The 25,070-nt window shown below is 39.4% G+C and carries 16 protein-coding genes and 3 pseudogenes; 7 read left to right on the top strand and 12 right to left on the bottom strand.

What is annotated here, in order from left to right; genetic code table 11:
* Positions 1-103: 103 nt before the first annotated feature.
* From JCM17102_RS11670 to JCM17102_RS11690, 5 genes and pseudogenes are all read right to left on the bottom strand, one after another.
* Positions 104-1,360, bottom strand: a complete 1,257-nt coding sequence (locus JCM17102_RS11670) for a hemolysin family protein (protein WP_025075250.1) — start codon at positions 1,358-1,360, stop codon at positions 104-106.
* 19 nt (positions 1,361-1,379) lie between these two features.
* Positions 1,380-1,979, bottom strand: a complete 600-nt coding sequence (lptC, locus tag JCM17102_RS11675) for an LPS export ABC transporter periplasmic protein LptC (RefSeq protein ID WP_025075251.1) — start codon at positions 1,977-1,979, stop codon at positions 1,380-1,382.
* Between the two features lie 44 nt (positions 1,980-2,023).
* Positions 2,024-3,348 (bottom strand): annotated as a pseudogene (locus tag JCM17102_RS27375) (tetratricopeptide repeat protein).
* A gap of 58 nt (positions 3,349-3,406) precedes the next feature.
* Positions 3,407-4,681, bottom strand: a complete 1,275-nt coding sequence (gene bamG / locus JCM17102_RS11685; RefSeq protein ID WP_025075252.1) for a BamG family beta-barrel-assembly machinery protein — start codon at positions 4,679-4,681, stop codon at positions 3,407-3,409.
* Positions 4,668-5,456, bottom strand: a complete 789-nt coding sequence (locus JCM17102_RS11690; protein ID WP_033886779.1) for a type III pantothenate kinase — start codon at positions 5,454-5,456, stop codon at positions 4,668-4,670. The genes bamG and JCM17102_RS11690 overlap by 14 nt, the downstream gene beginning before the upstream one ends.
* Before the next feature lie 340 nt (positions 5,457-5,796).
* On the opposite strand from JCM17102_RS11690, the gene lnb reads away from it, so the two are divergent.
* From lnb to JCM17102_RS11715, 5 genes and pseudogenes are all read left to right on the top strand, one after another.
* Positions 5,797-6,981 (top strand): lipoprotein N-acyltransferase Lnb, encoded by a 1,185-nt coding sequence (gene lnb, locus JCM17102_RS11695; protein WP_025075254.1) that lies wholly within the window; start codon positions 5,797-5,799, stop codon positions 6,979-6,981.
* The gene (locus tag JCM17102_RS11700; protein ID WP_025075255.1) at positions 6,981-8,555 is read left to right on the top strand and encodes an alkaline phosphatase family protein; all 1,575 of its coding nucleotides are present in this window, start codon (positions 6,981-6,983) and stop codon (positions 8,553-8,555) included. The genes lnb and JCM17102_RS11700 overlap by 1 nt, the downstream gene beginning before the upstream one ends.
* 105 nt (positions 8,556-8,660) lie before the next feature.
* The gene (secA, locus tag JCM17102_RS11705) at positions 8,661-11,981 is read left to right on the top strand and encodes a preprotein translocase subunit SecA (protein ID WP_025075256.1); all 3,321 of its coding nucleotides are present in this window, start codon (positions 8,661-8,663) and stop codon (positions 11,979-11,981) included.
* 136 nt (positions 11,982-12,117) lie between these two features.
* Positions 12,118-13,228 (top strand): annotated as a pseudogene (locus JCM17102_RS27380) (DUF6340 family protein).
* 62 nt (positions 13,229-13,290) lie between these two features.
* Positions 13,291-13,740 (top strand): hypothetical protein, encoded by a 450-nt coding sequence (locus tag JCM17102_RS11715; RefSeq protein WP_025075257.1) that lies wholly within the window; start codon positions 13,291-13,293, stop codon positions 13,738-13,740.
* Between the two features lie 64 nt (positions 13,741-13,804).
* On the opposite strand, the pseudogene JCM17102_RS27385 reads toward JCM17102_RS11715, so the two are convergent.
* Both JCM17102_RS27385 and JCM17102_RS11725 read right to left on the bottom strand, forming a co-directional pair.
* Positions 13,805-15,726: pseudogene (locus JCM17102_RS27385) on the bottom strand (sensor histidine kinase).
* Positions 15,727-15,839: 113 nt separating this feature from the next.
* Positions 15,840-18,479, bottom strand: coding sequence for a valine--tRNA ligase (locus JCM17102_RS11725; RefSeq protein WP_025075258.1), 2,640 nt, complete (start codon positions 18,477-18,479; stop codon positions 15,840-15,842).
* Positions 18,480-18,708: 229 nt separating this feature from the next.
* On the opposite strand from JCM17102_RS11725, the gene JCM17102_RS11730 reads away from it, so the two are divergent.
* Entirely contained in the window at positions 18,709-19,785 is a 1,077-nt protein-coding gene (locus tag JCM17102_RS11730) for a DUF3810 domain-containing protein (RefSeq protein ID WP_025075259.1), read from the top strand.
* A 23-nt stretch (positions 19,786-19,808) separates the two neighbouring features.
* Complete coding sequence (gene mazG, locus JCM17102_RS11735; RefSeq protein ID WP_025075260.1) at positions 19,809-20,597, top strand: nucleoside triphosphate pyrophosphohydrolase; 789 nt, start codon at positions 19,809-19,811, stop codon at positions 20,595-20,597.
* Positions 20,598-20,664: 67 nt separating this feature from the next.
* Here mazG and JCM17102_RS11740 read toward each other — a convergent pair whose 3' ends face one another.
* From JCM17102_RS11740 to rpsA, 5 genes are all read right to left on the bottom strand, one after another.
* On the bottom strand, positions 20,665-21,126 hold the full coding sequence (locus JCM17102_RS11740; protein WP_025075261.1) for a hypothetical protein: 462 nt from the start codon (positions 21,124-21,126) through the stop codon (positions 20,665-20,667).
* A gap of 25 nt (positions 21,127-21,151) precedes the next feature.
* On the bottom strand, positions 21,152-21,526 hold the full coding sequence (locus JCM17102_RS11745) for a hypothetical protein (RefSeq protein ID WP_025075262.1): 375 nt from the start codon (positions 21,524-21,526) through the stop codon (positions 21,152-21,154).
* 47 nt (positions 21,527-21,573) lie between these two features.
* The gene (locus tag JCM17102_RS11750) at positions 21,574-22,122 is read right to left on the bottom strand and encodes an RNA polymerase sigma factor (protein WP_025075263.1); all 549 of its coding nucleotides are present in this window, start codon (positions 22,120-22,122) and stop codon (positions 21,574-21,576) included.
* Between the two features lie 43 nt (positions 22,123-22,165).
* Positions 22,166-23,092: a ribonuclease Z gene (locus tag JCM17102_RS11755; protein ID WP_025075264.1), complete on the bottom strand. Its 927-nt coding sequence runs from the start codon at positions 23,090-23,092 to the stop codon at positions 22,166-22,168.
* Between the two features lie 126 nt (positions 23,093-23,218).
* Complete coding sequence (rpsA, locus tag JCM17102_RS11760) at positions 23,219-25,006, bottom strand: 30S ribosomal protein S1 (protein WP_025075265.1); 1,788 nt, start codon at positions 25,004-25,006, stop codon at positions 23,219-23,221.
* Positions 25,007-25,070: the final 64 nt, after the last annotated feature.

Raw genomic sequence — 25,070 nt, forward strand, 5'->3', positions numbered from 1 at the left:
ATGTTTATTATTTATTTCTTCCTAATGTCATTTTAGCGCACGAAGATACAAAAAATGCTAATATGCTTCTATTTATTAGCCAAAAATTTCATGTCTTTCGTCATTATTCCATGACTTTTAGTCGTACAAGTTCTATTTTAGTCGCCGTAACCTTAATTATCTTGAACTGATAACATCCTATCCGAATCAATTCATGCAATTTTGGGAAACTTTGATACTGGCTAAGAATTAATCCTCCTACTGTCAGATATTCATCCGACTCGGGCAGATCAAGTCCAAATGTTTCATTTACCTTTTCAATCTCCAAACGAGCAGACAATACATACTCATGCCCCCCAATCTGTTTACAGATATAAGAGGTATTATCATGTTCATCCTCAATGTCACCAAAAATTTCTTCTACCAAATCTTCCAAAGATACAATACCAGATGTACCTCCAAACTCATCCACTACCACAGCAATCGTCTTTTTTTGCTGCATGAAAAGCTTCATCAACTTATTGGCAGACATCGTTTCGGGTACAATCGGAACTTTCTTCACATTATTACGCCAATCATCCGGATTACGAAACATTTCTGACGAATGAATATAACCTACCACATTATCTATATTCCCATCATATACAATGATCTTTGAAATTCCAGATTCTATAAAACGCCCCTTCAGTTCATCTAACGAAGTAGTCAGATTGACAGCCACCACTTCAGTACGGGGGACGATGCAATCGCGAATCTTTATATTTGAGAAATCAAGTGCATTCTGAAATATCTTCACTTCCGTATCAAGTTCCTCTTCATTCTCGGCATTACTGATACTCGTCTGAACAAAATAATCCAAGTCCACTTTACCAAAAGCTTTATCAGACACTTCTTTATTCACCTTCAGCCCAAAAACACGTAGGAATAAACAGGACATGCCAGAAGATAATTTAGAAACCGGATAAAGAACAACATAACAAATAAAGAGAGGAACAGCGAACACATTCAAAACCAGATTCGGATTAATTTTGAATAATGTTTTCGGCAAAAACTCTCCCGTCACCAGGATAATCAAAGTAGAAATAACAGTTTGCGCCAGCACTATCAGAAAATGGCTCTCTATAAAATTCGATAACAGATTATCACCGATAATCTGCGCCATTAAAATACCATAAATAACCAGAGCAATATTATTTCCTACCAACATGGTAGAGATGAATTCATTGGGATTTTTAAAGAAGATGGCAAGAATACGCGAAGTAATGCCTTCTTTACGCTCCATTTCAAAACGTAGCTTATCTACTGAGACAAAAGCTATTTCCATCCCCGAGAAAAATGCGGAGAAAGCCATCGTGATAAGTAAAGAGAAATAGATATTCATAGATTATTTCACAAAATCCTTATTTCAGTGAATTTGGTTGAGAAATCGGTTTTACTTCCGGTGAAATACGGGGTTCATCATCCACATCAAAAATACCAGATACATTACGGAAAACATACTGAGTAAACTGCTCGTTTGAATCAAATCCATATGAATGGATAACTCGTTCAGGTTGTTGAATCCGAATAAACCGATCGGTATATACTTTTTTAGTAGCCTGATTCCAGTAAAGCAATTCTGTATTGAAACGCTCTCCTATCCGATTTTGTATATCAACATGCCCTATCAACTTCCAAAGCTTTTCTTTGTCATAATAGTAGGCAGTATCTGCTTTAATACTGGCTTCTACATGAAAGATAGAGTCAAATTGTTCCAGATATACCCCTTTTTCAAAAGCCCAATACGAAGGTATTTTACGGTCATACACCAACCATTCTTCAGCATCTACCTTGTAACGAGTCACTCCCGAATCAGAAATAAAAGTGGTTACTCCCAAAGTTTGCATTACTGGCAACGAATCACGTTCGGTAATAGCATCTCCCATAGCCTTTTTCTTCCCTCCACACGAAGAAAATAAAAGAAGCATAACAATTGCCCCGAAGGCAATTGTTATGCTCATGCATTTATGCAATAAACGTATACTTCGTTTTCGCGACATAAAATTTATCTAATCGTTGTGGTCTCTCCAATCCAGCCACCGATTGTAATACGATCACCAGTTTTATACCTAACATAAAGAGATCTTTAGCCTGCGGAGTGTAAGCTGAGTATACAGCAATCTGTTTATTAGCTTCTTCTGCAACACTCGGATCTACAGTTTTTGCACGCTGTAACTTATCAAGGATTACAAAGTAGGTACATTTATTTAATGCAGATTCATCACTCCAATTAGGACTGGTTGCATATAAGGCAGCTATCAGCATATAAGGGTCGCCATAATTCTCGTTAAAACTGATGGCCTTCTGACAATAAGTTCTAGACTGTGCTAATTTTTTTGCTTTATATAATGCAACAGCAGCTTTAAATGCATATTCAGCCTTCTTCACATTATCTGTTTCCAAATCAATAGCTTCGTCAAAGAACTTCAGAGCTTCATCAATATCACCTTTTTTGTTTGCTTGCAGTGCACAGGCAATAGCAGCATCAGCTGTTGGCTCCATCTTATAAACATAATACCCTGCTTGCAGATAAGCTTCACTCTCTGTACATTTCATCTGTTTCAAAATATCGATTATCTTCTTTAAAGCAACGATATCTGTTTTGTCAGCTTCCACTTTAGGACCATAAATAGCCTGTAAAGATTCACAATCAGCAGCACCACTCCCTACAAACAAAGCAACCAGATTATCTTTGATTCCCTTCAATCTTTCTTTATTGGCATCCACTGTCTCAGCAGCCAAAATAGTTTCCATATATTCAGATGCATTCAGATAATCCTGAATAAATTGCTCCTTATGAGCCGGATCTGCCTGTAATTTATCGAAAGACGTTTGGAAAAAATAAAAAATAACCGCTGGATCAGCTTCTGCCTTTACGGTATTTACAGATTGACTGAACCATTGATAGAGTTGATTTAAATCAACTTTGGGTGCAAACGACATATAATCCAAAGCTTTGATACCTAAAATTTCATCAACAGAAGCTACCTTGACTCCCTTTGCCAAAAAATCAGGAGTATATTTCATACGTAAATCATGCGTATTCATCAATTCATCAAAATACTTCTGGTATTCCGGATTATTCTTATCTTTGATTTGCCCCATCAAACCTTTCAGAATCTTAAATCCATCATTAAAAGTGTAGTAACGAAGTGTCGGGCAATTTTCCAGAACCGCTTTCCAAGGAATATAAGCGTCTTTAAAATTGCCGGCTTTCACCGATTCATGTGAGATACTACTATTCGAATTACAGTTAGCATCATCCTGCGCCATTACAGTAGTCGCCCCAGCCGATAGGAACAACATAGCTACAAGCGTCTTAATTTTCATTGTATCTAAATTTTAGTTGTTATTATTTAGTCGTCTATTCTCTCTCAAATTTTCCACTTTACTCTACTCTGCGTTTGAAGAACCAACGTTCATTAAACGTAAGTCCTATACTTACGCGGAATATATTTTCATTTAACATATTTACTTCTTTTCCTTTCACATGAACAAACTGTCCACTAATGCTAAGGATAGAGCGCGAACGAGGAACAGGTAAACCAAAACCTGCTGTTACACCAAATTCGGTTGAAGCCTTTTTGCCCTCGATCTTATAATACGGTGTGGAATAAAAAGCTCCCACACGATATTTTACATGGGCGAGATAGGAACGTCCCAACAAATTTGGGATATATTCTGCACCCACAGATATTCTTGAACGGTCACTAAAGGCATACGTCTCATCAAAACTCTGACGTAAATCCTCATCACTCGTTGCAAGCGAAGACTTAACCTTTGACCATTTCTGCAGGCTATAATCCATACCTACCGTCAAACGTCTGTCATATTTATAAGTAACTCCGACTCCAAAAGTATTAGGGATTTCTAATGTTGCATCGGGAGTCACAGTAGTGATCGTACTAACCTGCCTGGTGACTGTAAAATCATTTTTTAGACTCTTTTTCGGAGTATATACTGCGCCAAAAGTCATCAATCCTTTTTCATTGAGCTTTTGTGTATATTGCACACCGAAATCCAGCTTATAATCCGAAATGGATGTCAATGTACTTTCTTGATATGAAAAAGCGCTGGACTCATTCGGAAAGAATTGATTACGTACACGAGTGATATCACCCCAAAAATAAGATACATTCATACCTACCGACAAGTTCTTCAACAATTTCATTCCCAATCCGAGATACAGTTGGTGTAAACCACCGTCACCTGTAAAGCTTCTACTATATTGCAATCCGTTATCCGTAGTCTTAGTATCCGACACCGAATATCCAACACTTGAATATGGTAACAACCCAATACTCATCGCCATCCATGGCTGCAAACGAAATTGCATGGCAAGATAATCTAAACTAGAATTTTTTGCATTTAGTTTCACACCTCCGCCACTAATGTTCATATTCTGCATAGTAACACCACCTTCAAACAGAAATGTTAATGAGTCAATAGCTGTATACGAAGCAGGATTCAATACATTGATCTGCGCTCCATCCCGGAGTCCATATGCAATTCCTCCCATTGCCTTGCTATTCCCAAAATACTGGTCAGACAAATCGCCAAAGCCATATCGTGTATAAGGAGAGTTTGTATTATTCTGAGCAATTGCTATTCCAGTAATCATTGTGAGCAAAAGCGCACAAAACGTGTGTTTATATCCTACCATTATTATAGTTTAAAATTCTATTTAATCCTTTCAACACTAAAAATCTATCTGCAAAGATGACACTTTTTACGTTGGTTTCAAAAGAAAATTCATCTCCGCCCGTTAAAAAAACCAAAAGTTCAGGATATTTATGCTTCATAGACTCAATATAACCTGAAATCTCATATTCAATCCCTTTCAACACTCCTGCCCGCATGGCAGTCTCAGTATCCTTTCCCATCGGGAGTTTACGCCCATTGGAATCTACCAACGGCAAGCGTCCAGTAAACTGATACAGAGCTTTAAAACGCATCTGCATACCCGGAGAAATATTACCACCATGATATTGTCCTTTTGAGTCAATAAACTCATACGTTATACAAGTTCCGGCATCAACCACTAAGATATCCTTGTCAGGAAATTGTTCATTAGCCCCTATTACGGCAGCCATACGATCGTATCCCAATGTTTCGGGAGTTTCGTATAAATTAACGACTGGCAATGGAGTTTGATGATTTAACCACAACAGAGGAAATGATAATGCAGCTAGATCTGCCAAGACCTGTTCATTCAAATCAATGACAGTAGCAACAATTCCTTGTTCTATCGGATATTGGGCGCAAAGTTCAGCCAAACAACCCAACGAGTGATTAGATTCAATTAGCACTTCGACCATATCATTGTTATCAAAAAGTGCTACTTTAGCCATTGTATTTCCTATGTCAATAATTAAATTCAATGCTTTTCCTTCTTTTGCGGGCGCAAAGGTAAAGCAAAAAAAGAGAACTAAAAGCATATAAAGAGAATTATCTTTCCAAATGTATTTTTTTAATATCAAAAAAACGCCTATTTTCAAAAAATCGAACTATTTAATATTATTGTTCTGGCATACATTTTCAGTCGTTTTAATTTACACGCTAATTCATTAATTATCGAATGATTATAAGCTATTCGATACTATTTCAGTATGCGTTTCCTAAAAAGCCTTTAATAAAAACACAAAGCCTCTTTCCCACAAAACGAAAGCTCTGTTTCACAGAAGTAAAACCTCTGTTTACACAAAACGGAGCCTCTCCTTTTTTACGAATCCAACAATTCTTTGTATCTTCGCCGCGAAGATAAAACAGGCACTTTTTATGAAACAGACTATTTTATATATATTGATTCCATTTTACTTGTTATTCCTGCCCTACGGACAAGTGAAAGCAAATAAGGATTCTATCCGGGTTAGTCTTTTGACATGTGCTCCCGGAGAGGAAATTTATTCTTTGTTCGGACATACAGCTATCCGTTACGAGAACCCGGCACAAGGAATTGATGTCGTTTTTAATTATGGTATATTCAGCTTTAATGTCCCTAATTTCGTACTCCGTTTTTCACTCGGCGAAACAGACTACCGACTGGGAGCAAGTGATTATGACAGTTTTGTAGCCGAATATACAAGCGACAACCGTAGTGTATGGCAACAGACTCTAAATTTGAATAATGAGGAAAAAGCCTATCTCTTCAATCTTTTGGAAGTAAATTATCGCCCGGAAAACCGCATCTATCGCTATAATTTTTTCTATGATAATTGTGCTACCCGTCCACGTGATAAAATAGAAGAATGTATTACAGGCAAAGTTTTTTATCCCGAAGCTCCTCAGGATGGTTCCCGTTCCTTTCGGGATATTGTCCACCAGTATTGCAAAGGGCATCCATGGTCACGTTTCGGCATAGACTTCTGTATTGGTAGCGAAGCCGATCGCCCGATCACCCAGCGACAGATGATGTTTTCTCCATTCTATCTGATGAATTTCTTCGCCAATGCAAAGATAGACCATGACGGACAACAGCGCCCACTCGTTATATCCACTGAAAAAATTGTCGATGTGACACCTGATATGAACGAAAGCAGTTGGTTCCCTACCCCTCTACAATGCACGTTGCTCGTGTTTATATTAACCGCTGCCGTTACTATCTACGGCATTCGCAAGAAGAAAGGGCTTTGGGGATTTGATCTTGTCTTATTCGGTATTGCTGGTCTTGCAGGATGCATACTTGCTTTTCTTGCTTTATTCTCAGCACATCCGGCTGTCAGTTCAAACTATCTGCTGTTTGTCTTCCACCCGGGACAACTTTTATTCCTTCCTTACATTATATATTGTATCCGAAAAAGGAAAAAATGTTGGTATATGACCTTAAATGCTATTGTTTTAACATTATTTATAGTGCTTTTTCCACTCATTCCGCAAAGAATTGACTTTGCTGTCGTACCTTTGGCACTCAGTTTGCTGATACGTTCAGTAAGCAACATGATTTTGAATTATAAAAAGAAATAATGAAAGGACTACTAACTTCTCTTATCACCGTACTCACATTCACAGGGCTACAAGCTCAGTCTCTCCCCACATCCCCCAAGTTAGTGGTAGGATTGACTATTGATCAATTACGTACGGATTATCTGGAAGCTTTCTCCTCACTTTACGGAGACAGAGGATTCAAGCGAATCTGGAAAGAGGGAAGAGTATTCTGCAACGCTCAATTTACTTTTAACAACGTAGATCGTGCTTCTGCGATTGCTGCTATATATACTGGTACAACACCTTCTCTCAATGGAATTATTTCCAGCCAATGGATGGACGTTTCCACTTTGCGACTGGTAAATAGTACGGATGATACTGCATATATGGGATATTACGGAGACATGACTTGTGCTCCGACAAAGCTTTTGACTTCCACCATTTCCGATGAACTGAAAATAGCCACTCAAGGTAAGGGACAAGTTTATGCCATTGCTCCTACCTGTGACGCAGCCATATTCTCAGGTGGACATGCTGCTAACGGAGCTTTTTGGCTCAACCCGAATACTGGAAAATGGAGTGGAACCACTTATTACGGAGAGTTTCCATGGTGGGCAAGCCAATATAATGATCGCCAAGCTATTGATTTCCGTATCTCCGGTATTATCTGGGAACCAGTTTATCCTAAAATGATGTACACATTCCTGCCAGATTGGCGGGATGAAACATTCAAATATAAATTTGACGACGACCGTCAAAACAAATTCAGAAGATTTATCACAAGCCCTTTTGTAAACGATGAAGTGAATATGCTTGCAGATGAAGTCATAACCAAAGCACTTCTGGGTATGGATGACATTACTGACTTACTGTCACTGACATATTACGCGGGCAACTATGCGCATAAGTCCGTACAGGAATGTGCCATGGAGATACAGGACACTTATGTCCGTCTGGACCGTAGTATCGCTAGTCTATTGGACATTCTGGATAAAAAAGTAGGCTTACAAAACGTGTTGATTTTCATCACTTCTACCGGATATACAGACAGTGAATCAACGGATTCGGGATTGTATAAAATTCCTACCGGAGAGTTTCATCTGAATCGTTGTGCCGCTCTGCTAAATATGTTCCTGATGGCTACTTACGGTGAAGGAAAATATGTAGAAGCTTATTACGATCAACAAATTTACCTAAATCACAAACTGCTGGAACAAAAGCAACTGAATCTAATAGAAGTACAGGAGAAATCTGCAGAATTCCTGATGCAGTTCAGTGGAGTGAATGAAGCTTATTCTGCCCACAGACTCCTGCTGGGAGCATGGACTCCGGAAATTTATAAGATACGTAATGGTTTTCACCGTCAACGTTCGGGAGACCTGACAATTGACGTCCTCCCGGGATGGACCATTGTCAATGAAGATACTAATTCAAGCAAGGTCGTACGTCATTCGTACATTCCTTCTCCGCTAATTTTTATTGGCCATTCAGTGAAACCAGCTGTTATACAGACACCTGTAACAATAGACCATATTGCGCCAACTCTGGCTAATTTCATGCGCATACGGGCACCGAACGCTTGTAGAGTAGCTCCTATTACCGACATCTGGTAAAAGTTTCCCCGTAAAAACAAGGCGCAAAGTATAAATAAATCAGCATTTTAATGTAACTTTGCGCACGTTATTTCAGTACGATAAATAATAAACATAATAATACAAATGGGATTTAATGAAATTTTAAGCTCGATTTTTGGAAATAAATCCACTCGAGACATGAAAGAAATCAAACCCTGGGTAGAGAAGATCAAAGCTGCTTACCCTGAGGTTGAAGCACTTGACAATGACGCTCTACGTGCCAAAACGCGAGAGCTCAAGCAATATATCTATGACTCGGCTAGCGCTGAACGTGCGAAAGTAGAAGAGTTGAAAGCAAGTATCGAAAGCATAGAACTGGAAGACCGCGAAGAAGTTTTCGCTCAAATTGACAAGATAGATAAAGAAATTCTGGAGAAATACGAAAAGGCACTGGATGAAATACTACCGGTAGCGTTCTCTATCGTAAAAGCTACCGCTAAACGTTTCGCTGAAAATCCGGAAATCGTAGTTACTGCTACCGATTTCGACCGCGAACTGGCTGCCACAAAAGATTTTGTACGCATCGAAGGAGATAAGGCTATTTACCAGAATCACTGGATGGCCGGTGGTAACGATACATTGTGGAACATGGTTCACTATGATGTACAGTTATTCGGTGGTGTGGTACTGCACAAAGGTAAAATTGCGGAAATGGCAACCGGTGAAGGTAAAACCCTTGTGGCTACCCTCCCTGTATTCCTGAATGCATTGACCGGAAACGGTGTACACGTAGTAACTGTGAACGACTATCTGGCAAAACGTGACTCCGAATGGATGGGACCACTCTATATGTTCCATGGATTAAGTGTAGATTGTATCGACCGTCACCAGCCGAACTCTGATGCTCGTCGTCAAGCTTATCTGGCCGATATCACATTTGGTACTAACAACGAATTCGGTTTCGACTATTTGCGTGACAATATGGCGATCAGCCCGAAAGACCTTGTACAACGCCAGCACAACTATGCTATTGTCGATGAGGTGGACTCCGTATTGATTGACGATGCCCGTACTCCGTTGATTATTTCCGGCCCGGTCCCCAAAGGCGACGACCAATTGTTCGAACAACTTCGTCCGCTAGTAGAACGACTTGTTGAAGCACAAAAGGTATTGGCTACCAAATATCTGTCTGAAGCGAAGAGACTGATTGCTTCGGATGATAAAAAAGAGGTTGAAGAGGGATTCCTTGCATTATACCGTAGCCACAAATGTTTGCCCAAAAACAAGGCATTGATTAAGTTCCTCAGTGAACAAGGTATCAAAGCCGGAATGTTGAAGACAGAAGAAATCTACATGGAGCAAAATAACAAACGTATGCACGAGGTTACCGACCCGTTGTATTTCGTTATTGAAGAAAAACTGAACAGTGTAGATTTGACTGATAAGGGTGTAGATTTAATTACCGGTAATTCAGAAGATCCGACTTTATTCGTACTTCCTGATATTGCAGCACAACTTTCTGAACTGGAAAATGTACCCGGACTGACAGAAGAACAGAAACTGCAAAAGAAAGATGAGTTACTGACCAACTACGCTATCAAATCAGAACGCGTACATACAATCAATCAGTTACTGAAAGCATACACCATGTTCGAAAAAGACGACGAATACGTAGTAATCGACGGGCAGGTGAAGATCGTAGACGAACAGACCGGACGTATTATGGAAGGTCGTCGTTATTCTGACGGATTGCATCAGGCTATCGAAGCTAAGGAACGGGTGAAAGTGGAAGCTGCAACGCAAACATTTGCTACCATCACATTGCAGAATTACTTCCGTATGTATCATAAACTTTCCGGTATGACCGGTACTGCAGAAACGGAAGCAGGTGAGCTTTGGGATATCTACAAATTAGATGTAGTCGTTATTCCAACCAACCGTCCGATTGCTCGTAAAGATATGAACGACCGCGTTTACAAGACTAAACGTGAGAAATATAAAGCTGTTATCGAGGAGATCGAAAAACTAGTTCAAGCCGGACGCCCGGTATTGGTGGGTACTACCTCAGTAGAAATTTCAGAAATGCTAAGCAAGATGCTTACAATGCGTAAGATTGAGCACAACGTATTGAATGCTAAACTGCACCAAAGAGAGGCTGATATTGTTGCCACAGCCGGTATGAGCGGAACAGTAACCATTGCTACCAACATGGCTGGTCGTGGAACCGACATCAAGCTAAGCCCGGAAGTAAAAGCGGCAGGCGGTCTTGCTATCATCGGTACAGAACGTCATGAGTCACGTCGTGTAGACCGCCAGTTACGTGGTCGTGCCGGACGTCAAGGTGACCCGGGTTCTTCTGTATTCTTCGTATCATTGGAAGACGATCTGATGCGTTTGTTCTCTTCCGACCGTATTGCCAGTGTGATGGATAAACTCGGTTTCCAGGAAGGCGAAATGATTGAACACAAAATGATCTCTAATTCTATCGAACGTGCACAGAAGAAAGTAGAAGAAAACAACTTTGGTATCCGTAAACGTTTGCTGGAATATGATGATGTAATGAATAAGCAACGTACAGTTGTCTATACAAAACGCCGTCACGCTTTGATGGGTGAACGTATCGGTATGGATATTGTAAACATGGTTTGGGACCGTTGCGCAAACGCTATCGAAAACAACGATTACGAAGGCTGCAAGATGGAAATGCTTCAGACATTGGCTATGGAATGTCCGTTCACAGAAGATGAATTCCGTAACGAGAAGAAAGAGGTAATGGCAGAAAAGGCTTTCGCAATGGCAATGGAGAACTTCAAACGGAAAACAGACCGTTTGGCTCAGATCGCTAATCCGGTTATCAAACAGGTTTATGAGAACCAGGGACAAATGTATGAGAACATCTTGATTCCCATCACAGATGGCAAACGTATGTACAATATCTCTTGTAACCTGAAGACTGCTTATGAAACAGAGTCTAAGGAAGTAGTTAAGTCGTTCGAGAAATCAATTCTGTTACATGTTATCGATGAAGCATGGAAAGAGAACTTACGTGAATTGGACGAACTGAAACACTCTGTACAGAACGCTAGTTATGAGCAGAAAGATCCGCTGTTGATTTACAAATTGGAGTCTGTTACATTGTTTGACGCAATGGTGAACAAGATCAATAACCAGACAGTCTCAATCTTAATGCGTGGACAAATTCCTGTACAAGAAGCTCCTGACGAACAAGCTCCACGACGCGTGGAAGTTCGCCAGGCTACTCCGGAACAACGTCAGGACATGAGCAAGTACCGCGAACAGAAACAAGATCTTAACGATCCCAACCAACAAGCTGCCGCTAGTCAGGATACCCGCGAACAACAAAAACGCGAACCGATACGTGCAGAAAAAACAGTAGGACGTAATGATCCCTGTCCATGCGGTAGTGGCAAAAAATACAAAAATTGTCATGGGAAAAATGCTTAGTTTATGAATAGCTAATTATGCCCTATTCGTGACTGAAAAAAAGAAAGCCTCGAACGGTTAAAAACTGTTTGAGGCTTTCTTTTATTCATTTTAAATAGTATCTTTGTTTAAACCTAATTACTAAATATTCGGCACTATGGCAAAATTAGATTCATTGGCAGTTGCTGCATGTTCGTACTATTTTTTGGCAGTTGCCAAAGTTTGGAACAAATACCTATCGAATATGTGCATCCTGCGGAAATATCCTTTCCGCCTGAACTTCGAAAAGTGGCTATAGTGAACAACTGTAGTACTCCACCAGACAGTGCATTGATTTTGGCAGCTTCAGCTCCAAGAAGTATATTTAAACTAATACAAATGAAAGGTATCTCAGCTTATGCTAATGGCGATCCCCGGATTGTAACCGAATCTCTCGCTGCAGAAATTGCAAGTCAAAATTATTTTGAGACAGTTGTTATCTGCGATTCTGCTTTACGAGCAAATGATAAAATTCCTCGTGAAAGTACATTAAGTCAAGAGGAGGTTCGTACATTAGTATCAAATTTAGGAGTGGATTTCATCATTGCGGTAGAAGGTGTACAGTTTATAACAGGAAGATCAGTTTATTATCTGGATGATTATAATACTTATGAAGTAGCAATAGATCTAAAAGCTTTTCCCACTATAAGGACTTACCTCCCTACGCTAAAGAATCCGATGAATACGATCACAGCTACCGATAGTATTTATTGGGAAGAAGTTGGTACGAAAGAACAAATAAACGCACGAATGATTTCGGAAGAACAAATTCTGAAAGAAGCTGCTGAATTTGCAGGCACAATCCCTGTTAAATATTTAATCCCTTACTGGAAAAAAGACGCTCGTTTCATTTATACGAATGGGTCCATACAAATGCGTGATGCTAGCGTTTATGTACGTGAGGCTCATGGGATGATGCTTATAAGCTTTGGCTAGAAGCATTCAATGGTACAAAAAGAAAAAAGAAAAAAATGAAAGTTGCTACCAACATCGCTGTTTATTATGAAATGAAAGATAGCATTGCCAAAGCAGTGGAATGGGCAACAATAGCACAAAATCTTGCAAAAAAAATAGACAAGGTAGATCAAATTAAAGATAGTACAAATGTAAATTTAAGGGATATTCCCAATTTCTATCAAACGTCATTCTATGTCACTGAATTAAATAAGAGATATGACTCATTAACTAAAATAAAAATGCAAATGAGTCGATTTAATGATGTTTTTTAAAAAAATCATGCAGCAATTATTATTTTTTTCATACCTTTGAACTAACAAAAAGAAGGAACCCCATGAAATTGAGCCAACAATCACTATCTACCATCGAATCGGCTATCCAAAAGGCAGTCGGTAAATATGTATATGGCTGTGAACAAACAGTCGTAACAGATATTCATTTGCAACCCGACCAGACATCCGGACGACTCAACATTTTTAATGACGATGACGAGGAACTGGTGGCTGAAGTGATGATTGAGGAATGGGCCACTTATGAAGGTGACGACTTTATAGATAATGTAGAACCTATCCTACGCAATCTTCTTTGTAGAATGAAAAATGCCGGTGATTTTGAAAAGGTATCGATTTTAAAACCTTATTCATTTGTATTGGTAGACGAAGAGAAGGAAACTATAGCCGAATTGTTGCTGGCCGATGATGACACTTTATTAGTCAGTGATGAACTACTTAAAGGCCTGGACAAAGAATTGGATGACTTCCTGAAAGAGTTATTGGAGAAATAAAAAAACAGAATATAGTGATCACCGGAAGAAATGTTCTATTTACTTCCGGCAATTTTATTTTTCACTAATTATCATCTGCTCTAAGGTCTGCCCGGCTTACTCTATAAGGCAAAATAAACCAAAAAGTAGAACCTTTCCCTTTTTCCGACTTTACTCCGATCTTACCACCCAACCGTTCTACAATCATACTACAAATAGAAAGTCCTAAGCCTGTACCTTGAATAAACGGGTTATATTTTACAAAACGTTCAAAAACATGTTCACATTGTTCATATGACATGCCACAACCTGTATCGGAAACATAAAAATAGATATTATTAGCATCCTCTTTATGATATCCCATACGAATAGAACCACTTTCTGTAAATTTGATAGCATTCACAACAAAATTGGACATCAACTGCATCAATCGATTCTTGTCTACATATAAACTACATTCAGGCAAACGTTCAGCAAATGTAATACTCACCTTATTTCCCTTCAAACGCAATTTCATACTTTGTTCAATCTCTTCCATAACTTGATTCACATCTATCAACGAAGGATAAAAATCAAAATTTCCCGCTTCAATCTTCGACATATCAAGAATATCGTTTATCAACTGAAGTAACAGATTTGTATTTGTTTCAATGATATCAGTATATTCACGCATTTCTTTTTTGTCTTCTACGTCCGGCAGCATATTGGCAAAGCCACAATTGCATTCAACGGAGTACGTATCTCATGACTCATATTTGCTAAAAAAGCGGATTTCAGCTTATTAGCCTGTTCTGCCTTCTCCATTGCATCTCTAAAACGATCATATGCTTTCCGAAGAATGCGAATGTAATAGGAAATAGCAGCTATCAGAATGAGTCCAATCACCAGACATGACAGGATAGCACTCCTATATTGTTCGAAGAAAGTTTTAGGTGAGTTGATATAAACAGCATTATCCGGATAACGGTAAGAGGGAATATTATGAAATTCAAGTACAGGATAACAAAGATACGCACTTTCCTTGCCACCTACACTCTCCGGAATATCCCGAGCTTGCTCACCGGATAATATCCGATTTAATATACCTAACAATGAATCTCCAAAAGATTCTGCCGAAACATAATAACCTCCGGCAAAAGTATTATTAGACAAATCTTCGGATGAGAGAAGAAACAGAGGTGAAGGAGAGAAATTAGTAATGATATCCTGAATATGATCGAAAAGATAATTATTATCATCCTTATTATGAGACTCAAACCAAGAATAATAAATGATTCCGGTATTCGCTTTATAGCCGCGCAAAGTATCTAACAATAATTCTGTAGACACTTCTGTAGTCGATAACAAATCTAATGTCAAATCAGGAAAGTTTTCCTTTACTGCATCTTTCACATCACTACGGGTTTCTTCACTGATATAACGATCATCGGAAATAAATGCGAGGCGTTCCATATCGGGTATCAACTGATACATCAGGTCTACCGTTTCCTTAACATAATAATGCTGCGTTAAAGTAGTAAGATTATATCCCTGTCTCCACCTTTCAGCCGGAACACTATTTGCCTCCGTTAATGAAGCATGTGAAAGCAATATTTCTATTGTAGCGGGCAAACGATCACGAGAATTGGTTATAATTACCGGTACTTCCTTCCATATATCGTCAAACAATTCCCTGCAAACAATCCACCCGGGATCTCCAATCACAACAACTACCGTAGGAGGATGGGGATATTTCTGTCGTAAATGAGTAACCATGGCTTTCACCTCCACTGTATCAATCAAAGACGGAACAGACAATGATTCCGCTTTTACAGATATACCCTTGCTCCGAAGTTGATCATGTACATACCAATAAAAACTTTTAGCCCAAGGAAGATTAAAATTGATAGAATTCAAAACCAGTATCTCTTTTTCAGATTGCCCGTTACGAGCTGATGCAGTCGAAAAGGTTCCTCCCAGAAGAAAGAACATCCCATAAAAGACGGCAATTTTCAGTACTTGTTTCATTCGTGTTATCATAAATAGATTAGCAAAGATAGTATTATTTTCTAATCTAAAAAAGAAAGACACCTCAAATTCCTGAGGTGTCTCGTATTTACACATTATTAAGTATCAAATAATTATGATTTCCTTAGTGCAGCAATACTTTCTTTTAAAGAGCTGATAATACTTTCTGCATCTGCTTGTTTCTTACGTTCAAGTTCAAGTACAGCTGCCGGAGCATTATTTACAAACTTCTCATTGCTCAATTTCTTCATGACTCCCTGCAAGAAACCCTCCTTATGTTTCAGTTCAGCTTCCATACGGGCGATTTCAGCTTCCACATCAATCATATTTCCCAATGGAACTGCATATTCGGCCGTTCCTACCATAAAAGAAGAAGCTACTTCTGCTTTAGAGGTAACCACCTCGATAGATGAAAGGTTACATATCTTCTGAATAACCGCATTGAACGCAGCTACAGGATTCTCTTCTACAACCTGCAGTTCGAGTGCTTCTTTCTGGGTTATATTCTTTTGAAGGCGAATACTACGGATATTACTAATCACTTCTTTCACTACTTCAAACTGCTGAACAATCTCTGTATCTACATAAGTATCCAAAGTCAAAGCACTTACCATTAAGCTTTCTCCCTTTTCTGCATTACGTTCGTACATCTGTTGCCAGATTTCTTCCGTAATAAATGGCATAAACGGATGGAGCAAATGAAGCAGATTATCTAAGAAACAAAGAGTAGCATTATGAGTACAACTATCGATACCTTGTCCATAAGCCGGTTTTATCATTTCCAGATACCAGGAAGAGAACTCATCCCAGAACAACTTATACACAGCCATCAATGCTTCACTCAAACGGTATTTACTGAACAGATCCGCCATCTCAGCAGCTACTTCATTTTGTTTGGATTCAAACCATTGTGTAGCCAGATTAGCAGCCTCCGTAGGTACCAGCGTTTTATCTACCTGCCAACCTTTAATCAAACGGAAAGCATTCCATATCTTATTGCAGAAGTTACGCCCTTGTTCGCAAAGCGCATCATCAAAAAGAATATCATTTCCGGCAGGAGCTGAAAGCATCATACCCATACGTACACCATCAGCACCATATTTCTCTATCAGTTCCAACGGATCAGGAGAGTTACCGAGGGATTTAGACATCTTCCGTCCCAACTTATCGCGAACAATACCTGTGAAGTAAACATTCTTAAATGGCATCTTCCCCTCATATTCGTAACCTGCCATAATCATACGTGCCACCCAAAAGAAGATAATATCCGGTCCCGTAACCAGATCACTTGTCGGATAGTAGTAGTTGATCTCTTCATTTCCCGGATTGTTGATTCCATCAAACAGAGAGATAGGCCACAACCAAGAAGAGAACCAAGTATCCAGACAGTCCTCATCCTGACGGAGATCTTCTATTATCAAGTTGGCATTGCCTGTCTTTTCTTTAGCCTTCGCCAATGCTTCTTCAGGAGTTATAGCTACGACATACCCCCCTTCCGGTAAGAAGTATGCAGGAATACGATGTCCCCACCACAACTGACGGCTGATACACCAGTCTTTGATATTTTCCATCCAGTGCCGGTACGTGTTCTTATATTTTGCAGGATAAAACTTCAGTTCATCATTCATCACCGGAGGTAATGCCATTTCTGCAAAATGCTGCATTTTGAGGAACCACTGCATAGACAGTTTAGGTTCAATCACAACATTAGTACGCTCTGAATAACCCACTTTATTCGTATATGATTCTGTTTTCTCCAATAAATTTGCAGCTTCCAGATCTTTTTCTATCTGCTTACGAACATCGAAACGATCCATACCGACATACATTCCGGCAGCTTCGCTCAATGTACCGTTATCATTGAAAATATCGATAGTGGGTAGATTATACTTTTCTCCCAACATATAGTCATTCACATCATGAGCCGGCGTCACCTTCAAACAACCGGTACCGAATTCGATGTCTACATAATCATCTTCAATCACAGGAATGACGCGGTTTACCAACGGAACAATCACTTTCTTACCTTTCAACCATTGATTCTTCGGATCGTTCGGATTGATACACATCGCCGTATCGCCCATGATCGTTTCAGGACGGGTAGTTGCTACAACTGCATAACGCCCTTCCGGATCATCTTCTACTTTATAACGGAGGTAATACAGTTTGCCATGCTCTTCTTTATAAATAACTTCTTCGTCAGAAAGTGCTGTTAATGCTTTCGGATCCCAATTCACCATACGGACGCCCCGATAGATCAATCCTTTATCAAATAAATCGACAAACACCTTTATTACACTTTCACTACGCTTTTCATCCATTGTGAAAGCAGTACGTTCCCAGTCACAAGAGGCACCGAGTTTACGAAGTTGCTTCAGAATAATGCCTCCATGTTCTTCTGTCCATTCCCATGCATGTTTCAGGAACTCATCGCGAGTCAAATCCGTTTTCTTGATACCTTGGGCAGCAAGTTTGTTCACCACTTTGGCTTCCGTAGCAATAGATGCATGGTCTGTTCCCGGTACCCAGCAAGCATTTTTACCTTCCATACGGGCACGACGAACTAAAATATCCTGAATGGTATTATTAAGCATGTGTCCCATGTGGAGCACACCAGTGACGTTTGGGGGCGGAATGACGATGGTGTAAGGTTCACGACCATCGGGTTTCGAACTAAATAAACGGTGTTCCATCCAATATTGGTACCATTTTCCCTCTACGTCAGCGGGATTGTACTTACTTGCTAATTCCATGTTGTTTATATATAATATGATAGTTTCGAAAAATAACGGGTGCAAAATTAATAATTTTAATTTAAATCTGCCCACACTTAGGGTGATTCTCTTCTGTTGTAGCCATGTTTAATCAGGTTGATATTGGAGCATCAGGTTAGTATTAACAGTTTTTTTGCAAATATAGAGGTATTTTTCCGCGTTACATTTATTAATTGCCTATTTTTGTTACTTCAAATCTGAATAAACGATGAAACGGAGGTTAAAAATTAGATATATCATTTTAGGAGTGTTACTACTTCTGGTATGGATGATACAATGGATTCCTGCTCTGGCAACCATCTATTCCCAGAAAGTCTACCCAGGCATTTCTTATGTTTTATCAGCGTTTTCTAACATCTTTCCTTTTGCAATAGGCGATCTGTTTATTTTTCTCAGCATTGTAGGTGTCATAGTATATCCTATATATGCCAAGATTCGAAAGAAATTATCCTGGAAGAAAATCTTGTTAAACGACATAGAATATCTGTTATGGATTTATGTATGGTTCTACCTGGCTTGGGGACTTAACTACTCACAAAAGAACTTTTACCAACGAACCGGAATTCCATATACGGCATATAATCCGGAAAAATTCCGGACTTTTGTAGACGAATACATCACACAACTAAACCGTTCATATACTCCTTTAAATAACATTAGCGAAGATTTAATTCGTAAAGAAAGTGTACGGTTATACAATCAGCTTAGTGACAGCCTTGGCGTTCACCGTCCACCGCACGCTAATCCCAAAGTAAAAACAATGCTGTTTACTCCATTCATTTCAATGGTAGGTGTAACCGGCAGCATGGGACCTTTCTTCTGTGAATTTACTTTAAACGGCGATCTACTTCCAATCAATTATCCTGCCACTTATGCTCATGAATTAGCTCATTTACTCGGTATAACTAGCGAAGCGGAAGCTAATTTCTATGCTTATCAGGTTTGTACCCGTGCACAGGCTACAGGGATTCGTTTCTCCGGTTATTTTTCAGTACTCGCCCATGTATTAAGCAATGCCCGAAGATTACTTTCAGAAGAAGAATACACTAAACTTTTCAAGCGTATCCGACCGGAAATTATTGAATTAGCCAAGCAAACCCAAGCCTATTGGGCAGCTAAATACAGTCCCATTATCGGGGACATCCAAAACTGGATTTACGATCTCTACCTCAAAGGAAATAAGATTGGAAGCGGAAGACAGAATTATTCCGAAGTAGTAGGATTACTGATTTCTTATCAAGAATCACTAAAAGATAAAGAGAAAAAGATTGAACAGAAAAATTAATCATAAAATAAAATAGAAACAACATGTCACATACCAGACAAGAACAGATGGAAGCCTTCGGACGCTTCCTGGATATTCTCGATGAATTACGTGTAAAATGTCCCTGGGATCGTAAACAAACCAATGAAAGTCTACGCCCTAACACCATAGAAGAAACTTATGAACTTTGCGATGCAATAATGAAAAATGATAAGCAAGATATTTGCAAAGAGTTGGGTGATGTACTCCTGCATGTTGCTTTCTATGCCAAAATAGGTTCAGAGACAGGAGATTTCGATATCAAAGATGTATGCGACAGACTCTGTGATAAATTGATTTTCCGTCACCCACACGTATTTGGAGAAGTAAAAGCAGAAACAGCCGGACAAGTATCCGAAAATTGGGAGCAACTGAAACTGAAAGAAAAAGATGGTAATAAGAGTGTATTAAGCGGAGTCCCTGCCGCACTTCCTTCACTCATCAAAGCATACCGTATTCAGGATAAAGCACGCAATGTAGGTTTCGACTGGGAAGAACGGGAACAAGTCTGGGAGAAGGTAAAAGAGGAAATCGGTGAATTTCAGGAAGAAGTTGCCAATATGGATAAAGAGAAGGCGGAAGCTGAATTTGGAGATGTGATGTTCAGCTTAATCAATGCAGCACGCTTATACAAAATCAATCCCGATAATGCGTTGGAACTTACAAACCAAAAATTCATACGCCGCTTTAATTATCTGGAAGAACATACCATTAAAGAAGGAAGAAATCTCAAGGATATGTCACTTGAAGAGATGGATGCCATTTGGAATGAAGCAAAGAATAAAGGATTATAAGTTGAGCAAAACGCGTATTTTAATCCCCAGATCAAAATACGCGTTACCCATATGCTAATATAATAATTTATCGACCTCTCTTCGGATCATTTCCTCCGCGATTCATTGCTTTCAGCATTTCTCTGTGAAAACGAGTTTCCGCACGTTGCACAAGGAATATCTTCTTCCAAGTTAGAATCTTTTTAAACTTATCCAGATAAGTTTTATCCAAACGATCGGCTTCAATTCGATTATCACATATCTTCCCGATAATTTCTTCATATTGAGCTTCAGTAGCATTATCTTCTTTTCCCTTACGCATCAAAGTCCAAGAATCATCATTCAACTTCTTCTTTTTATCCTGAAGTTCAAAATAGATCGGGAAAAACTTCGTTGCCTCCTCTTTTGTCAATCCTGCTTGTTCTATAATAAATGCTTTTTGCTTTGCCCTAAATTCATCAGGAGTCAAATGCTGCTCACATCCGTCGGCTGCCAAAAGAAAGGGAACGAAACCACATAATAAAACGACTAAAGCAATTAATTTCTTCATTTTAAATTCTCAAACTTTTAATTAATCATTCTACACTTGCGTCACTCAGATAAACATATAATGAATAGTCATCCAACATGGCACCTTCTACTGCAAAATCAATCATCTGATCGGACACAACTTCTGTTTCTGGTTCCGGTGCTACAACATCATTATTCACAGGCTTATGATCTGATGATGCTACCCGGATAATCAAAGCAGCTCCTACAAACATAGCTGCCATATATACTAACGGTTTTAGCCTTGTCCATGTGCTAACAGGCTCTTCCTTAAAAGCAACTTTCTCTTTTTCGGGAAGTTTATCCATTACCTCGGAAGTCAAATTTTCAAAGTATCCTTCAGGAACTTTGAAGGAATGCTCCTTTCCAATCTTCTTCAATAGGATATCTTCTTCTTTCATACGTTTTTCTCCTCTCTTTTTGTTAGACATAATGCAACCTAAAAGGTTTAATCGATCTCTTCGAAAAACTTTTCTATTTTCTTCACTGCGTGGTGATAAGAAGCTTTCAACGCCCCGACTGAGGTACCAAAAATCTCAGACATATCTTCATACTTCATCTCCTGATAGTATTTCAAATTAAACACCATCCGCTGTTTCTCCGGCAAAGCCATCAACGCCTTCTGTAATAGTAGTTGTATCCGGTCACCGGAAAAGTAAGAATCACTTTCAAGATTTTGCACACCAATAGCTTCGGGATCATCAATAGCGACCGTATTGGCACGTTGTTTATTAAGAAAAGTAAGACACTCATTCAGTGCAATGCGATAAAGCCAGGTAGAGAGTTTAGCCTCGGCACGAAAATAATCAATGTTCGTCCATGCCTTAATAAAAGTATTTTGAAGGAGGTCGTTCGCATCTTCATGCGACAACACCATCCTACGTATCTGCCAATACAGTTGCTCACTGTATTCTGACACGATCATTTCAAATCCTTTCCGCTGCGTACTCTCCTCCTGAAGAAGCTCCAGCACTTCGCGTTCGTTATAAGGGGTCATAATTTCTCGTATTCTGTATTTTTGTTTATGGTTTCAGTTCTGGTTATTCGTTGTTTCCAACAGAGATACAAAGGTTTTCTTTCGCTAAGACTGTCACCGGAAAAATCCCTGATGCTTCTTCTAATAATATCTGTTCATTTTCATAACGTGCCGAAAAATGTCCGATTACTAATTGCTTGACTTCTGCTGCCCGAGCTATCTCTGCTGCTTGTGCAGCTGTCGAGTGAAAAGTCTCTTTGGCTCGCGCTGCTTCATTTTGAGCAAAAGTAGCTTCATGAAATAACAAGTCTACTCCTTTTATCTGCTCTATTATCTCTTCGCGATAGCAAGTATCAGAACAATAAGCATACTTTCGTACCGGTGATGCGGGACGTGTCAGACGCGAATTGGCAACAATCTCACCTTCAGGGGTCACATAGTCTGCTCCATTCTTAATCCGGTTCAACTCATAGACAGGGACCTGATAGAAATCAATCATTTCTCTGATAATATGATTGGGACGTGGCTTTTCTTCGAACAGAAAACCGCAACAAGGAATGCGATGCCTCAATGGAATAGTAGTCACTGTAGCCGAACGGTCCTCATATATCAAAACAGGTTCGTGAGTTTCAAACTCATGAAAAAAAACCTGATACGTCAGCTTCTTGCAAAAGAAGTCCAGCATTGGAGCAAATAATTCTTCCAAACCTCTCGGAGAATGAATATGTAAGTCAGCCGTACGTCCCAGTAACCCGAATGTAGAAATGAGCCCTAGCAACCCAAAACAATGATCGCCATGTAAATGAGAAATAAAAATATGGTTCAATCGGGAGAACTTTAACCGGGATTTACGTAACTGCATTTGCGCCCCCTCGCCACAATCAATCATAAAAAGCTTTTCACGCAGATTCACAACCTGCGATGTTGCAAAGTGGCGGGTAGTAGGCAAAGCGGAGCCACACCCAAGTATATGTAATTCGAATTTTTCCATCCTATGCAAATATAGGTGATTTAAACTTCACAACACCACTAACGAAGCAAAAAAATAATAATCACAGAAAAAGGGTACCCCGAAAACCAGAGTACCCTTCCTATTATATTGAAACAATTTTAAAAATTATTTCTTTCCTTCCAACTGCTCTTTCAATGCAGCCAAAGCATCAATATCACCAAGTGTAGTCGAAGCAGCTTGGTTCTGAATCATCGGAGCATCTTCTTTCTTAGTATTTTTCTTAGCAGTAGCTTTCTTTTCTGCTTTTTCTTCTGCCTTAGCAACATCTTCGAAGATACGGCTATGAGACAAGATGATTCTCTTAGCGTCCTTGTTGAACTCGATTACTTTGAACTCAAGTTTCTCATCCAACTGTGCTTGTGTACCGTCTTCTTTTACAAGATGTTTCGGAGTTGCGAAACCTTCTACACCATAAGGAAGAGCTACAACAGCACCTTTATCCAACATTTCGATGATTGTACCTTCGTGCACTGAACCTACAGTAAATACTGTTTCGAATACATCCCATGGATTTTCTTCAAGTTGTTTGTGACCAAGGCTTAAACGACGGTTTTCTTTGTCGATTTCCAATACTTGAACTTCGATATCAGCACCAATCTGAGTAAATTCTGACGGGTGTTTCACTTTCTTAGTCCAAGACAAGTCAGAGATGTGGATCAAACCATCAACACCTTCCTCGATTTCTACGAATACACCGAAGTTAGTAAAGTTGCGAACTTTAGCAGTATGTTTAGAATTTACAGGATATTTTTCTTCAATAGTTTCCCATGGATCTTGTTTCAGTTGTTTGATACCCAAAGACATTTTCCGTTCTTCACGGTCCAAAGTCAATACAACAGCTTCCACTTCGTCACCCACCTTCATAAAGTCTTGTGCAGAACGCAAGTGTTGTGACCAAGACATTTCAGAAACGTGGATCAAACCTTCTACGCCCGGAGCGATTTCGATAAATGCACCGTAGTCAGCCATAACAACCACTTTACCTTTCACTTTGTCACCAACCTTCAAGTCAGTATCAAGTGCATCCCATGGGTGCGGAGTCAGTTGTTTCAAACCAAGAGCGATACGTTTCTTTTCGTCATCGAAGTCAAGGATAACGACGTTAAGTTTCTGATCCAGTTCAACCACTTCTTTCGGATCGCTAACGCGGCCCCAAGAAAGGTCTGTGATATGGATCAAACCGTCTACGCCACCCAAGTCGATGAATACACCGTAAGATGTGATATTCTTAACAGTTCCTTCGAGAACTTGTCCTTTTTCAAGTTTACCGATAATTTCTTTCTTCTGTTGTTCCAATTCAGCTTCGATAAGAGCTTTGTGAGAAACAACAACGTTTTTGAATTCCTGGTTGATCTTAACCACTTTGAATTCCATCGTTTTTCCAACGAATACATCATAGTCGCGGATCGGTTTAACGTCAATTTGAGAACCCGGCAAGAATGCTTCGATTCCAAATACATCTACGATCATACCACCCTTAGTGCGGCACTTGATGTAACCCTTGATAATTTCTTCATTTTCCAGAGCAGCATTAACGCGATCCCAAGAACGAGTGGCGCGAGCTTTTCTGTGTGACAGAACGAGTTGTCCTTTTTTGTCTTCTTGGTTTTCGATGTACACTTCTACAGTATCACCAATCTTCAAGTCAGGATTGTAACGGAATTCATTCAATGGGATGATACCGTCTGATTTGTAACCGATATTCACAACTACTTCACGCTTGTTCATTGCAATTACGGTTCCATCAACAACCTCACGGTCGTTTACTTTGTTAAGCGTACCATCGTAAGCTTTTTCAAGATCTTCATGGCTTACATTGGTTACTGTTTCGCCATTTTCATAAGCTTCCCAGTTGAAGTCATCAATAGGAGCTACATTCTTCAAATTTTCCATTAATAAATAAATTGTTTAATACTTTAATTAAATAAGACACTATATTGCTATAAATCGGCTGCAA

Origin of the sequence: Bacteroides faecichinchillae JCM 17102, from assembly GCF_000614145.1 — a bacterium.
GTDB classification, from domain to species: domain Bacteria; phylum Bacteroidota; class Bacteroidia; order Bacteroidales; family Bacteroidaceae; genus Bacteroides; species Bacteroides faecichinchillae.

Bases quoted from the DNA above. Each gene is read 5' to 3' on its own strand.
- JCM17102_RS11670 (WP_025075250.1), bottom strand. From the start codon at position 1,360: ATGAATATCTATTTCTCTTTACTTATCACGATGGCTTTCTCCGCATTT.
- lptC (WP_025075251.1), bottom strand. From the start codon at position 1,979: ATGAGCATAACAATTGCCTTCGGGGCAATTGTTATGCTTCTTTTATTT.
- bamG (WP_025075252.1), bottom strand. From the start codon at position 4,681: ATGGTAGGATATAAACACACGTTTTGTGCGCTTTTGCTCACAATGATT.
- JCM17102_RS11690 (WP_033886779.1), bottom strand. From the start codon at position 5,456: ATGCTTTTAGTTCTCTTTTTTTGCTTTACCTTTGCGCCCGCAAAAGAA.
- lnb (WP_025075254.1), top strand. From the start codon at position 5,797: ATGAAACAGACTATTTTATATATATTGATTCCATTTTACTTGTTATTC.
- JCM17102_RS11700 (WP_025075255.1), top strand. From the start codon at position 6,981: ATGAAAGGACTACTAACTTCTCTTATCACCGTACTCACATTCACAGGG.
- secA (WP_025075256.1), top strand. From the start codon at position 8,661: ATGGGATTTAATGAAATTTTAAGCTCGATTTTTGGAAATAAATCCACT.
- JCM17102_RS11715 (WP_025075257.1), top strand. From the start codon at position 13,291: ATGAAATTGAGCCAACAATCACTATCTACCATCGAATCGGCTATCCAA.
- JCM17102_RS11725 (WP_025075258.1), bottom strand. From the start codon at position 18,479: ATGGAATTAGCAAGTAAGTACAATCCCGCTGACGTAGAGGGAAAATGG.
- JCM17102_RS11730 (WP_025075259.1), top strand. From the start codon at position 18,709: ATGAAACGGAGGTTAAAAATTAGATATATCATTTTAGGAGTGTTACTA.
- mazG (WP_025075260.1), top strand. From the start codon at position 19,809: ATGTCACATACCAGACAAGAACAGATGGAAGCCTTCGGACGCTTCCTG.
- JCM17102_RS11740 (WP_025075261.1), bottom strand. From the start codon at position 21,126: ATGAAGAAATTAATTGCTTTAGTCGTTTTATTATGTGGTTTCGTTCCC.
- JCM17102_RS11745 (WP_025075262.1), bottom strand. From the start codon at position 21,526: ATGAAAGAAGAAGATATCCTATTGAAGAAGATTGGAAAGGAGCATTCC.
- JCM17102_RS11750 (WP_025075263.1), bottom strand. From the start codon at position 22,122: ATGACCCCTTATAACGAACGCGAAGTGCTGGAGCTTCTTCAGGAGGAG.
- JCM17102_RS11755 (WP_025075264.1), bottom strand. From the start codon at position 23,092: ATGGAAAAATTCGAATTACATATACTTGGGTGTGGCTCCGCTTTGCCT.
- rpsA (WP_025075265.1), bottom strand. From the start codon at position 25,006: ATGGAAAATTTGAAGAATGTAGCTCCTATTGATGACTTCAACTGGGAA.